The organism is Kitasatospora sp. NPDC089509 (assembly GCF_044749365.1).
Classification (GTDB): domain Bacteria; phylum Actinomycetota; class Actinomycetes; order Streptomycetales; family Streptomycetaceae; genus Kitasatospora.
This window is the reverse complement of record NZ_JBIVHS010000001.1, coordinates 281,857-293,545: the sequence shown is the minus strand read 5'-3', so window position 1 is coordinate 293,545 and position 11,689 is coordinate 281,857. Positions and strand designations below refer to the sequence as shown.

At 74.9% G+C, this 11,689-nt stretch carries 10 protein-coding genes; 3 read left to right on the top strand and 7 right to left on the bottom strand.

Annotation, left to right across the window (positions count from 1 at the left end; translation table 11 throughout):
- Nucleotides 1-37: 37 nt before the first annotated feature.
- Nucleotides 38-844 (bottom strand): acetoacetate decarboxylase family protein, encoded by an 807-nt coding sequence (locus ACIP4P_RS01085; protein ID WP_400913412.1) that lies wholly within the window; start codon nt 842-844, stop codon nt 38-40.
- 301 nt (nt 845-1,145) lie between these two features.
- Here ACIP4P_RS01085 and ACIP4P_RS01080 point away from each other — a divergent pair, with 301 nt between their 5' ends.
- Nucleotides 1,146-2,501: a glutamine synthetase family protein gene (locus ACIP4P_RS01080; protein WP_400913411.1), complete on the top strand. Its 1,356-nt coding sequence runs from the start codon at nt 1,146-1,148 to the stop codon at nt 2,499-2,501.
- Nucleotides 2,502-2,576: 75 nt separating this feature from the next.
- Here ACIP4P_RS01080 and ACIP4P_RS01075 read toward each other — a convergent pair whose 3' ends face one another.
- Nucleotides 2,577-4,031 carry an APC family permease gene (locus tag ACIP4P_RS01075; RefSeq protein WP_400913410.1) on the bottom strand — a complete coding sequence of 485 codons (1,455 nt, stop codon included), beginning with the start codon at nt 4,029-4,031 and terminating at the stop codon, nt 2,577-2,579.
- 118 nt (nt 4,032-4,149) lie between these two features.
- On the opposite strand from ACIP4P_RS01075, the gene ACIP4P_RS01070 reads away from it, so the two are divergent.
- Nucleotides 4,150-4,773: a TetR/AcrR family transcriptional regulator gene (locus tag ACIP4P_RS01070; protein WP_350515453.1), complete on the top strand. Its 624-nt coding sequence runs from the start codon at nt 4,150-4,152 to the stop codon at nt 4,771-4,773.
- Between the two features lie 80 nt (nt 4,774-4,853).
- Nucleotides 4,854-6,002: a P1 family peptidase gene (locus ACIP4P_RS01065; protein WP_400913406.1), complete on the top strand. Its 1,149-nt coding sequence runs from the start codon at nt 4,854-4,856 to the stop codon at nt 6,000-6,002.
- Between the two features lie 45 nt (nt 6,003-6,047).
- On the opposite strand, the gene ACIP4P_RS01060 is transcribed toward ACIP4P_RS01065, so the two are convergent.
- The 5 genes from ACIP4P_RS01060 to ACIP4P_RS01040 all read right to left on the bottom strand — a co-directional run bounded on the left by ACIP4P_RS01060 (nt 6,048) and on the right by ACIP4P_RS01040 (nt 11,684).
- Nucleotides 6,048-7,295: an MFS transporter gene (locus ACIP4P_RS01060; protein ID WP_400913404.1), complete on the bottom strand. Its 1,248-nt coding sequence runs from the start codon at nt 7,293-7,295 to the stop codon at nt 6,048-6,050.
- 33 nt (nt 7,296-7,328) lie between these two features.
- Nucleotides 7,329-8,090, bottom strand: coding sequence for an SDR family NAD(P)-dependent oxidoreductase (locus ACIP4P_RS01055; protein WP_400913402.1), 762 nt, complete (start codon nt 8,088-8,090; stop codon nt 7,329-7,331).
- Between the two features lie 34 nt (nt 8,091-8,124).
- Nucleotides 8,125-8,385: an acyl carrier protein gene (locus ACIP4P_RS01050; RefSeq protein WP_400913400.1), complete on the bottom strand. Its 261-nt coding sequence runs from the start codon at nt 8,383-8,385 to the stop codon at nt 8,125-8,127.
- Nucleotides 8,386-8,490: 105 nt separating this feature from the next.
- The gene (locus ACIP4P_RS01045) at nt 8,491-9,750 is read right to left on the bottom strand and encodes an aminotransferase class I/II-fold pyridoxal phosphate-dependent enzyme (protein WP_400913398.1); all 1,260 of its coding nucleotides are present in this window, start codon (nt 9,748-9,750) and stop codon (nt 8,491-8,493) included.
- Nucleotides 9,747-11,684 (bottom strand): condensation domain-containing protein, encoded by a 1,938-nt coding sequence (locus tag ACIP4P_RS01040; protein WP_400913397.1) that lies wholly within the window; start codon nt 11,682-11,684, stop codon nt 9,747-9,749. Before ACIP4P_RS01040 ends, ACIP4P_RS01045 begins: the two co-directional genes overlap by 4 nt.
- Nucleotides 11,685-11,689: the final 5 nt, after the last annotated feature.

Sequence of the window (11,689 nt, the reverse complement as noted above, 5' to 3'; positions counted from 1 at the left end):
AAGCAGCGTGCGGCGGAAGGAAGTTCGCGGAGGGGCCCTAGGAGGCCCCGGAGGTGCCGGTCTCCAGCACCCTGCCGCCGTCCCAGACCACGCCGACCTGGCGGTAGTAGGCGCCGATCGGCTCGCGGATCTCCAGCCGGGCCAGTTCCTCGGTGGGGGCCTCGAAGAGCTCCAACTCGGCGTCGGCCGCCCACGATTGCCCGGCCTCGAAGGAGGCGGCGCCGGTCTCGATCAGCTCGTCCAGGGCCAGGCCGCCGTCCTTCTCGATCGAGGGCAGCCAGCGGTGGTGGGCCATCGGGTGCGCGTTGACGAAGCCGTTGGTCCCGGCCGGCTCCCGGAGCGTCACCACGGCCTGGGCGAGCCGCCGGTCGGCCGCGGCCAGGGTGGCGCCGAACCGGGCGCCGGCCTCGATCCGGGGGGCCGGTCCGTACGGGTGCGGCCGGGTCATCTGGATCGAGCCGAGCTTCTTCGGGTAGCCCTGGTGCAGGCCGCGGGCGATGGCGAAGTCCTTGTCCACCCAGATGTGGACGCAGCGGGAGTAGGTGCGGCCGCGGTAGGAGCAGCGCACCACCGCGAAGGCCTCCTTGTACTGGGAGCGCACCGGGTCCAGCAGTTCCCGTCCGGAGGCGGAGCAGGACTGCCAGTCCGCCCAGATCAGCGCGACCGCGCCGGGGTCCTCCTCGGCGAGTTCCAGCGGCTCGGGGAGCAGTTCGCGGACCCGGGCGGGGTCGGTGCGGTACTCGACGGTGATCAGGTCCCCGGAGTAGTGCCACGGCGGCGCGGGGATGAGCGAGGACTCGCCGGTGGCGGTCTTGGGGTGGAAGTAGCCGCGGAGGCCGGGCATGGGCGTTGCTCCTCGGTTCTCGGGGGTCGCCCGGGGAGGGCGTGGGCGAGGGAGGTACGGGCGGGGCGACACGACGACTGTCGTTTGACTCCAAACAACATAGGCAGTCGCCCCCGGTCGGTCAATCCCCTTGGCAGGGGCGGGGATTCCGAGATCCCCCTTGTCAGGCGATGGGTCGATCCCTATGGTTTGGAACCAAACGAGAGGACCGACCGGCCCCGCGCCGACCCTCGTCCGCCACCCCTCCCCCACCCTCCTCCGGGCCCCGAGGCCCGGGAACCCCCTGATGAGGAGCCCGCCGGTGAGCGCTCAAGAGACCCCCCGGATCCGGAGCCGGATGGACCGGCTCACCGCCCAGGGCGTCGACGTCGTCCGGGTGATCTACCCGGACCTCATCGGCGTCGACCGGGCCCGTGACGTCCTGCTGGAGCACCTGCCGTCCGCCTGCGACCACGGCCTCGCCTTCTGCCGCGCCGTCTACCACACCAGCCCCCAGGGCGACGTGGTCGACATGGCCGGCGGCCTCGACGCCGGACTCCCCGACGTGGCCGTCCGGCCCGACCTCGACACCCTCACCCCGCTGCCCTGGGAACCGGGCGTGGCCTGGTGCCTGGGCGACAGCGTCGACCCGGCCACCGGCCGGCCCGCCCCCGAGTCACCCCGCGACCTGCTGCGCTCCGTACTCGGCCACTGGTCGGCCCTGGGGCTGCGCCCGGTGGTCGGCCCGGAGCTGGAGTACTACCTGTGCGACCCGGCCCCGCAGGCACCGACCGGCTGGCAGCCCTATGCCCCGGCGACCGGCAACGTCTACAGCGCGGGCCTGCGCGGCGACCCGGACCGCCATCTGCTGCGGACCCTGCGCCGGCTGCGCGACCTCGGCCTCGGGGTCACCGCGGGCAACCACGAGTTCGGCAGCGGCCAGTTCGAGATCAACCTCACCCACTCCGGGGCGCTGGACGCCGCCGACCGCGCCTTCCGGTTCAAGGCCGCCGTCAAGGAGTTGGCCCGCGCCGAGGGACGGCTCGCCACCTTCATGGCCAAGCCCTTCGGCAGCGAGGGCGGCTCCGGCTTCCACCTCCACTTCTCGGCCCTGGACGACTCGGGGGCCAACGCCTTCGACGACCCCGCCGACCGGCACGGGCTCTCCGGCACCGCCCGGCACGCCGTCGCCGGCCTCCTCGCGCACGCCCCGGCGCTCGCCGCGCTGCTCAACCCGACCGTCAACTCCTACAAGCGCTTCGGCCCCGACACCCTCGCCCCCTGGCTGGTCGACTGGGGCCTGGACAACCGCAGCGCGATGGTGCGGATCCCGCCGGAGCGCGGCGCGGGCTCCCGTCTGGAGCTACGCCTCGGCGACGCCAGTGCCAACCCCTACCTGGCGGTCGCGGCCACCCTCGCGGCGGCCCTGCTCGGGATCCGCGCCGCCGCGGAGCCCCCCGCGCCGCTGGAGGGGTACGGCTACGACACCGCCAGGTCCCCCGTGCTGCCGATGACCCTCGACGCCTCGCTCGACGCCCTGGCGGCCGACACCGAACTCACCGGGCTGCTCGGCGCGGACTTCACCGCCGCCTTCCTCGGCTACAAGCACGACGAACTGCGGCGCTTCCGACGCCACATCACCGACTGGGAGTTCACCGAGTACGCCTACCACCTCTGACCGCCCCCTGTCCGACCGCTCCCGGCCCCGGCCTCCGACCCCCGCGCCGGGGGCCGGGGGCCGGGGCGCGCCCGCTCAGGCCCCGTCCTCCTCGCGGACCGGAGCGGGCATGGTCCAGCGGTCGGCCCGCCGGGGGTGGAGGTAGGCGTAGTAGTAGGCGTAGCCGGCGGCCAGCATCCCGACCGCGATGGTGATCGGGCGCCAGTCGGCCCGCACCGACTCGTAGCCGACGTAGAGCATGACCGCGACGACGCCCAGCGGGACGTACGGCCAGCCGCGCATCCGGTAGGGGGCGGTGGTGGTGGCGCCCCGGATCCGCCCGAACAGCGCCGACAGCGCGACCAGGACGTAGACCACCACCAGGGTCGAGCCGGTGGCCAGGATCAGCGTGTCGAGCGAGACCAGCCAGCCGACCAGCAGCGTGGCCAGACCCATGGTCAGCGTGGCCACGAGGGGCGTGCGCAACCGGGGGTGGACGGCGGAGAGCGGGCCGCCCACGGCGTCGGGCCAGGCCCGGTCGCGGGCCGAGGAGTAGAGCAGCCGTCCGCTCTGCAGCATGATCGCGATGACCGCGTTGACGACGGCGACGGCGATGCCCAGGCTGACCGCCGTGTTGACGGCGGAGCCGGCCCGTTCCAGCAGGAAGTAGTTCATCGGCGAGGCGGCCGACATCAGTCCGCCCATGCTCGGCGTGCCGAGCAGCACCGCGACCAGCGGCAGGCACTCGGCGACGACGGTGATGCCGAGCGACCAGAGCACCACCCGGCCGATCGAGGAAGCCCGCCTGGTCTCCTCCGCGAAGTACACCGCGGTGCCGTAGCCGTTGTAGGCGAACACGGCGGTCGCCGTGGCCGAGGCGACCAACCCCCAGGAGGCCCCGACCAGGACGTTTCCGTCGGCCCCGCCGAGCGCGTGCGGGGTCCACAGCACCGAGAGCGGCTGCTCGACGTGGACCAGGCCGAGCACGGCCAGCACGGCGACCGCGGCGAGCTCCAGGAGCAGGAAGACGCCGGTCACCCAGGCGTTGGTGCGGATGTTGAGCACCGCGACCAGCGAGGACAGCACGATCACCGCCAGCCCGGCCCCCTTGCCGTCCAGGGCGCTCCAGACCACGCCCAGGTAGCTGCCGGTGCCGAGGGCGATGACGGCGGTGACCAGCACCCCGCCGAGCAGGCTGAGCGCGAACAGGGCGAACCCGGTGGACCGGCCGAGGGTGCGCGCCGCGAAGGCGTACTCGCCCCCGGTGATCGGGAAGGCGCTGGACAGCTCCGCGTAGCAGAGGGCCATCAGCACGCCGACCGCCGCCGCGAGGGCGAAGGCCACGGCCGCCGCTCCGCCGAGGCGCTGGATCACCGTGGGCACCACGATGAAGACGCTGGAGGCCGGGGTCACCGAGGAGAGGGTGATCAGCATGTTCTCGCGCAGGCTGAGCGAGCGGGAGAGTTCCTGGGCGTAGCCGGCCGGTGGGGCGCCCGGACCGGCGGGGTGCGCGTCGGCGGTGGCGGGGCGGGCGGCGGGGGGATCGGCCATCGGGTCCTCCTGAGTCGCTGAAACGTCATCGGAGTTCTTTGGCACAGAAGTCAAAGTTCTGGGATACTCCGACGTCAAGAGCTAGGACATGATCTGACGTCAGCGACAAGGAATCGTGATGGCCCGAGCGAAGAACCAGACCGCCCGCCGCGAGCAGCTGGTGCTCGCGGCCACCGAGGCGGTCGGACGGCACGGCCTGGCACAGCTGCGGGTCGCCGACATCGCGGACGCCGCCGGCGTCGCCCGGGGGTCGGTCAACTACTACTTCAGCGACCTCGGCGAACTGCTCCAGCAGGTCTACCGACGCGCCGCCGACCGCTTCTTCACCGACCGCAGCGCCGTCGCCGCCCGACTTCCGGACGCCCGCGACAAGCTCGTGGCCTGCGCCCGGCTCGGCCTCCCGGACGGCCCGGAGGACGAACTCGCGCTGGTGCTCTACGAGTTCAGCTCGGCCACGCACGGTGACCCGGTCTACTCCACACTGGCGCAGAGCCTGTACGACCGCCAGGTCGCCCTCTACGCGGGCATCCTGGAGATCGGCCGGGCCCAGGGCCACTTCGAGCTCACCGCACCGGCCCTCGACCTCGCCGCCAACCTGGTCGTCCTGGAGGACGGCTACGGCCTGCACATCATCTCGCGCAACTCCTCGCTCACGCCCGGGCGTTCGCTGGACCTGCTGCTCGGCTACGCCCGGAGCGCGACCGGCTGCCCGGACCTGCGCCCCGACCGGCCGGTGGACTGACCTCCAGCCCCCTCCCCACCCTCGCCCCCCGCGTCCCGCGTCCCGCGCCCCGCGCCCCCGTCAGGAAGGCTCACCCGACCGTGCTCACCACCGCGTCACTCTCCACCCCGTCCGGACGGCCCCGGGCCCGCGCGCTCGGCCTGGCCCTGGACGGCACCCCCGGACCCGCCAACGCCCTGACCGACGTGCCCGGCGTCCAGATCGGCTACACCACGCTGGTCGAGGGCGAGCACGTCCGCACCGGCGTCACCGCGCTGCTCCCACGCGGCCGCGAGGGCGTGGGCACGCCCTGCGCGGCCGGCTGGTACGCGCTGAACGGCAACGGCGAGATGACCGGGACGACCTGGATCGAGGAGACCGGCGCGCTCAACGGCCCGGTCATGGTGACCAACACCCACGCCGTCGGCACCGTCCACCGGGGCGTCGTCGACTGGACCGCCGCCCACCGGCCCGACCTCGCCCGGCAGTGGCTGCTGCCGGTGGTCGCCGAGACCTGGGACGGCTACCTCAACGACATCAACGGTCCGCACGTCCGCACCGAGCACGCGATCGCGGCGATCGAGTCGGCGGCGGCCGGGCCGGTCGAGGAGGGCTGCGTCGGCGGCGGCACCGGAATGAACTGCTACGGCTTCAAGGGCGGTTCCGGCACCGCCAGCCGGGTCGTCCGGTACGGCTCCGCCGACTACACCGTGGGCGCCTTCGTCCAGGCCAACTTCGGCGACCGGCGCGAACTCGTCGTCACCGGCGTCCCGGTGGGGCGGGAACTGCGGGCCGACAACCCGATGGAGGACACCGACTGGTTCGCCCCCGGCGGGGCCGGCTCGGTGATCGTCGTGATCGGCACGGACGCGCCGCTGCTGCCCGGCCAGTGCAAGGCCCTGGCCCGCCGGGTGCCGCTGGGCCTGGCCCGCACCGGCACCAGCGGCGGCCACTTCTCCGGCGACGTCTTCCTCGCCTTCTCCACCGCCAACGCCGGCGCGCTGGGCAGCTCCTTCCCCCAGGGCGAGCCCCGCGACTCCGACTACGAGACGCTGCGCTTCGTCCCCTGGGGCCGGATCGACCCCTTCTACGAGGCCGTCGTCCAGGCCGTCGAGGAGGCCGTACTGAACGCCCTGGTCACCGCCGAGGAGACGACCGGCCGCGACGGCCACCGCTCCCCCGCGCTCCCGCACCACCGTCTCCGCGAACTCCTCGCGGCGCGCGGCGCGTTGGCGGACCCCGAGGCCTGAGCAGCGCCTCGCCGGCGCCGAAGGCGTCGGGCCCCGCCGCGCGGCTCAGCGCAGGGAGCGGATCGCCGGGCTGGTGGCGAGCAGGGCGGCGCAGGCCAGCACGGCGGTGCCGCAGAGCAGGAAGAGCGGTGTGGTGCCGTACGGGAGCAGGGCGCCGGCGAGCACGTAGGAGAACGGGTCGAAGGCGACCGTGGCCAGCACCAGGAGGCTGAGCACCCGGCCCAACAACCGCTCGGGGACGCGCTCCTGGAGAGTGGCCACCACGACCACGCCGAGGAAGCCGGAGCCGAGGCCGATCAGCGAGACCACCGCCGTCGCGGCGGCGACCTGGGTGACGGCGGCGAGTCCGGCCGTGCCCGCGCCGATCGCCGCGACCCCGCCGACCACCGTCCGCCCCCGCCGGGCCGGCGGCCGCCACCCGGCCGCCAGCGAACCGGCCAGCGCACCGGCGCCGAACCCGGACAGCAGGACGCCCAACGACCCGGCGCCGCCCAGGCGTTGCTCGGCCAGCACCGCGCCGCCCACCAGCACGGGACCCACCACCGCGATGTTGATCAGGCCGACGGCCGCCAGCATGCCCCGCACCGGTGGCTCCCGCCAGGCGTACCCCAGGCCCGCGCCGAGGGCGCGGACGCTGCCGGGCGACGCCCCCTCGGCGGTGGACTCCCCGGAGCGCCGCACCGCGCGGACGAGGGTGCCGAGGGCGACGGCCGCCACCGCGGCCAGCGCCGTGATCCCGCCGAGCGTCGCGGTGAACCCGGCCGCGGCGATGCAGCCGGCCGCCACCGCCGGGCCGACCAGATCGCCCACCGACTCCGCCCCCTGCACCAGCCCGTTGACCCGGGCCAGCTTCGCGGTCGGCACCACGGCGGGCAGCAGTGCCAGGGCCGCCGGGAAGTACGCCGCGTCGGCGGCACCGAGCAGGCCGCCGAGCACCGCGACCGTCGTCAACGAGGGGGCGGCGAAGGCGACCAGGACGCCGAGCGAGAGCAGGACGGCGACCCGCAGCCAGGCGGCGACGGCCACCACCCGGGCCGGACCGAGGCGGTCGACCAGCACGCCCGCCGGGGGCAGCAGCACCGCCCGCGGCAGCGCCACGGCCACCAGGACCAGCCCGGTGGCGAGGCCGGGGTCCGCCAGCTTCAGCACGTAGAGGGTCAGCCAGACGATGAACAGCGCGTCGACCACGGCCGCCAGCGCCTGACCGACGATCAGCCGGCGCAGCCGGGGGTCCCCGAGCGGCTCGGGACGGGCGCCGTCGCCGGGCCGCCCACCGGTGCCGGTCGACTCCATGAACACCTCCGTGCGCGGATCGATTCTGGCGTCCTAGGCGATGTGGGTGCCGCCGTCGACCGTCAGGGTGCTGCCGGTGATGTAGGAGGCCGCGTCGGAGACCAGGAAGACCAGCGCCGCGGCGAGTTCCTCGGGCCGCCCGATCCGGCCCGGGAGCACCCTCGGCAGTATCGCCTCCAGATAGCCGTCGGCGTAGCCGTCGGTCATCGGGGAGGCGAACAGGCCCGGCGCGAGGGCGTTCACCCGGATGCCCCGGCCGGGGGTCCACTGCTGGGCGAGGTCGCGGGTGAGGCCGAGCAGCCCGGCCTTCGACGCGGAGTAGGCGGCCTGCGGCAGTCCGCCCGTGACCAGCGCCAGGATGCTCGACACATTGACGATGGCGCCGCCCGGCGGCATCACCGGCGCCGCCGCCTGGGCCATCCAGTAGCAGCCGTTCAGATTGACGTCGACCACCTCGCGGAACTGCTCCGGCGTCTCCTCCGTCGCGGGTCGTTCGCCGCTGATCCCGGCGTTGTTGACCAGGATGTCCACCCGCCCGAAGGCCTGCACGGCCGCGTCGACCAGGGCGCGGCAGTCCTCCGGTCTGGTGACGTCGGTCCGCACGGCGACGGCCCGGCGGCCGAGCCGTTCGACGGCCGCGCGCACGGCCGCGAGCCGCTCGGCGCGCCGCGCCCCGAGCACGAGGTCGGCGCCCGCCTCGGCCAGCGCGACGGCGAAGGCGACGCCCAGGCCGGAGGAGGCGCCGGTGACCACCGCGACGCGCCCGTCCAGCCGGAAGCGGTCCAGGACGCTCATCCGCGGTCCCCGGTCACTGGTCCCCGATCACCGGTCACCGGTGGTCGACGATGAAGTTCACCGCGTCGCCGACCGTCCGCAGCTCCCGGACCCGGTCGTCGGGGATCTTCACCTCGAACCTGTCCTCGACCGCCACGGCGATCTCCATCATGGCCAGCGAGTCGACGTCGAGGTCCTCGGTGAAGGAGGTCTCGGCCCTCACCTCGGCCGCGTCGACGCCGATCACCTCCTCGACGATCTCGGCGATGGCGTCGAGGATGTCGGTGCTGCTCGGTGCGGGTTCGTTGTTCACCACGGGTTCCTCCCTCTCGGGGCGTGTCCGTCGATCGTCGGTGGGTGCGGTGGGTGCGGTGGATGCGGTGGGCCTCGGTGGCCGCGGCGGGGTGCGGGGTGCGGGGTGTCAGACCCCGAGCCGCCTCCGGTAGTCGAGGAGGGTGTCCAGGAAGCCGTCCAACTGCTCCTCGGTGTGCCCCTCGTGCGGGAACAGGCGCAGCAGCGCCTGGTTGCGCGGGACGGCCGGGTAGGAGAAGACGGGCACCAGGTAGCCGTCCCCGACGAACCACTCCCGCATCTGCAGGGCGGCGGCGTCGCTGCCGACCGGCACCGAGAGCATGTAGGAGTCGGTCGGCGTGGTCGACGTGCCGGCCTCGTGCATCCGGCGGCGCAGCCGGGCGGCGTGGGCGAGGTAGCCGTCGACGATCCGGGGGTCGTCGGCGAGCGCGGCGATGGTGCGTTCGGCGGCGTGGGCGGTCGGCGGCTGGATGGCGGCCGTGAACATCGAGGTGCCGGAGAGCAGTTCGAAGGCGTCGATGGCCGGGGCCGGGCCGGCGATCGCGCCGCCCTCCAGGCCGACGGCCTTCGACAGCGACACCATGACGAAGTCGGCGCGCTCCCGGATCGCGGCCGCCTCCCGGGCGTAGGGGCGGTGCTCCGGTCCGTAGACCATGAAGCCGTTCGCGTCGTCGATCATGCTGACCGCGCCGTGCCGGTCGCACTCGTCGAGGATCTCCACGATCGGGCCCATGGTGCCGTCGGCCGAGTAGATGCTCTCGGCGATCACCACGGTCTTCCGGCCCCGGCCCCCGCTGCGCACCCGGTCCAGGATCCGGGCGAGGTCGGCGACGTCGTTGTGCTGGAAGGCGTGCACGTGACGGCCGTACGCGAGGCCCTGGAGGCCCTTCCAGATACTCCAGTGGACGTCCCGGTCGACCACGAAGACGGTGTCGTGGTTGCGCACCTCGATCCCGGTGTCGAAGTGCGCGGAGCTGCTCATGGCGTGCACGAAGCCGATGTTGGCGAGCAGGCCGGTGGCGAAGCTGATGGCCCGTTCCTTGCCGGTGTGGCGGGCGATCGTCTCCTCCAGCACCCGGTGCGGGCGGCAGATCCCCTGGGTCATCCGGGAGCCGCTGGTGCTCAGGCCGTGGGTGCGCGCGCCCTCGGCGAAGTGGCCCCGGACCGGGAGGTGGCGCTCCAGGTCGAGGAAGCTGATGCTGGCGAAGTTCACCAGCTCTCGGCCGTTGCGGTGGATGGTCGGCCCGACCGGGCCGTCCACCACCGGCGGGCGGTACGCGGTGTCGTGGGTGTTCGCCTCGACGAAGGCGGCGAAGGCCCACGGGGCCAGCCGGTCCGTGGACGGGTCGGCGCTGCGGGAGGCGGTCATGGTGGGGGTTCTCCTCCGCTGGGGGCACGGGACGGCAGGGGCGGCGAGGGCGGCAGGGGCTCCAGGGCGGCGGCGAGGTGGCCGAGCGAGGCCGTTCCGGCCAGTTCGTCCGGTGCGGGGCTGGTGAAACCGGACCGGCGCAGCAGCGCCAGCAGGCGGGGGACGGCGACCAGGGTGATCCGGTGGTCGGCGAGGCAGCGGTTCAGGTCCACCGCGTCGGGGCCGTGGGGGGAGACCGCGGCGACGGCGGCGGCCAGCGCCCGTTCGGCGGCCGTCCCGGGCGGGCGGGCCGGGAGCCGCGGCCGGTCCGTGCGGCGGGTGGCGGAGGAGCCGGACGGACCGGCCGGGGACAGCAGGTAGCGCTCCGGGGCCGCGAGGCCGGGGGCGTCGCCGAGGTGGTCCAGGACGTGGCGGTGCAGGTCCTCGGCGGTGACCTCGGGGGCGGTGCGGACCCGGGCGACCAGGCCCGGTTCCCCGGCGTCCGAGCCGGGCGTCACCGTCGCGTCGAGCACCCCGGGATGTCCGCGCAGCACCTCCTCGACCGCCGCCGGGCGGACCCACCCCTGCGGGGCGCGCCACCAGCCGGCCGCGGGCGGCGTGAACGGGCGGGCCGGCACCGGGCGTTCGGCCCCGTCGGCGAGCGCGCGCAGCAGGCCGCAGAGCCGGACCGGCAGCGCCACCGCCTGCTCGGCGTCGAGCAGGTGGTCCCCGACGGTGACGTCGAGGGTGACGGCCTCCCCGTCCAGGGCGAGGTCGACGTAGAGCGTGTCGCAGGGCTCGTCCGGCGCGCCGCCGATCCAGCCGACCGACCCGTCCGGCGTGGCGCCCGCCCCGGGGACCAGGTAGCCGCGCGGCCACGAGTAGCAGTTGTACTCGATCGCGGGCACCGTCAGGATCCCCCGGCGGCGGTCCAACCGGGCCTGGGCGGCCACCAGTTCGGCGGGTCGCCACTGACCGTGCCGGTAGGCCGCGGCCGAGGCGGCGGCGACCGAGGCGACCAGCTCGCCGAAGCCCGCGCCCGGGCGCAGGTCGAGCTGGACCGGGACGGTCAGGGCCCGCACGCCGATGCCGGTCCGCAGCGCGGCCCGGGCCCGGTTGGAGACCACCACCGAGGCCAGGAACCGGTGTTCGCCGGTGCGGGCGGCGACCTCGTGGGCCAGCGCCGCGAGCACGACGGTCTCCGGGCTGACCCGGTGCCGCCGGGCCACCCGGTCGAGGTCCCGGTACGCCGCCACCGAGCGGTACTGGAGGCGGTGGCGCCCGGCTCCGTCGCCCGTGCCGCCGAACGGCGCCAGCACACCGGTCGGGTTGCCGGCGAGCCCCCGGAGCCACTCCCGCTCGGCCGCGCGGGCGCGTTCCGGGCGCTGGGCGGCGAGCGCGTCGAGCGGCTGCACGGGCGCCGGAGCCGACCTCGACTTCACTGCACCGGCGCGCAGTTCGGTGTGCAGCTGGTCCAGCAGGACCGCCAGCCCCCACCCGTCGATCAGCACGTGGTGGACCGCCAGCAGCACCGCGCGCGGCCGCCCCGACGCCAGCAGCACCCGGGCCCGCCAGGGCGGCGCCTGCTCGGGGTCGATCGGGTGGGCGGCCAGGGCCGCGGTGGCGGCCGCCAGCACGGCGGCGTCGACGACGGGGACGTCGAGGTGGTCGACCGGCAGCGGGGCCCAGTCCGGTCGGTGGACGAACTGGACCGGGCGGCACGGGTCGACCGTGCTGCGCAGCGCCTCGTGGCGGGCGGTCAGGGCGGCGAGCGCCGCGTGGACGTCGGCGACGGTCGCCGGCGGCGGGACGTGGCAGTGGTCGGCGAGCGGTGTCGGGTTCACCCGCCGGGCCGGGGGCAGGGTGCGCTCGAACCAGTGCCACTCCTGGACCCAGCTCAGCGGCCCGCTGCGGACGGCGGTGGCGGGGCTCGGCGGTTCCGCGCGGTGGTTCACGGCCG

What these genes read in the sequence shown, in the direction of transcription:
- ACIP4P_RS01085 (WP_400913412.1), bottom strand. Translation starts at nt 844, where the DNA reads ATGCCCGGCCTCCGCGGCTACTTCCACCCCAAGACCGCCACCGGCGAG.
- ACIP4P_RS01075 (WP_400913410.1), bottom strand. Translation starts at nt 4,031, where the DNA reads ATGGCCGATCCCCCCGCCGCCCGCCCCGCCACCGCCGACGCGCACCCC.
- ACIP4P_RS01070 (WP_350515453.1), top strand. Translation starts at nt 4,150, where the DNA reads ATGGCCCGAGCGAAGAACCAGACCGCCCGCCGCGAGCAGCTGGTGCTC.
- ACIP4P_RS01060 (WP_400913404.1), bottom strand. Translation starts at nt 7,295, where the DNA reads ATGGAGTCGACCGGCACCGGTGGGCGGCCCGGCGACGGCGCCCGTCCC.
- ACIP4P_RS01055 (WP_400913402.1), bottom strand. Translation starts at nt 8,090, where the DNA reads ATGAGCGTCCTGGACCGCTTCCGGCTGGACGGGCGCGTCGCGGTGGTC.
- ACIP4P_RS01045 (WP_400913398.1), bottom strand. Translation starts at nt 9,750, where the DNA reads ATGACCGCCTCCCGCAGCGCCGACCCGTCCACGGACCGGCTGGCCCCG.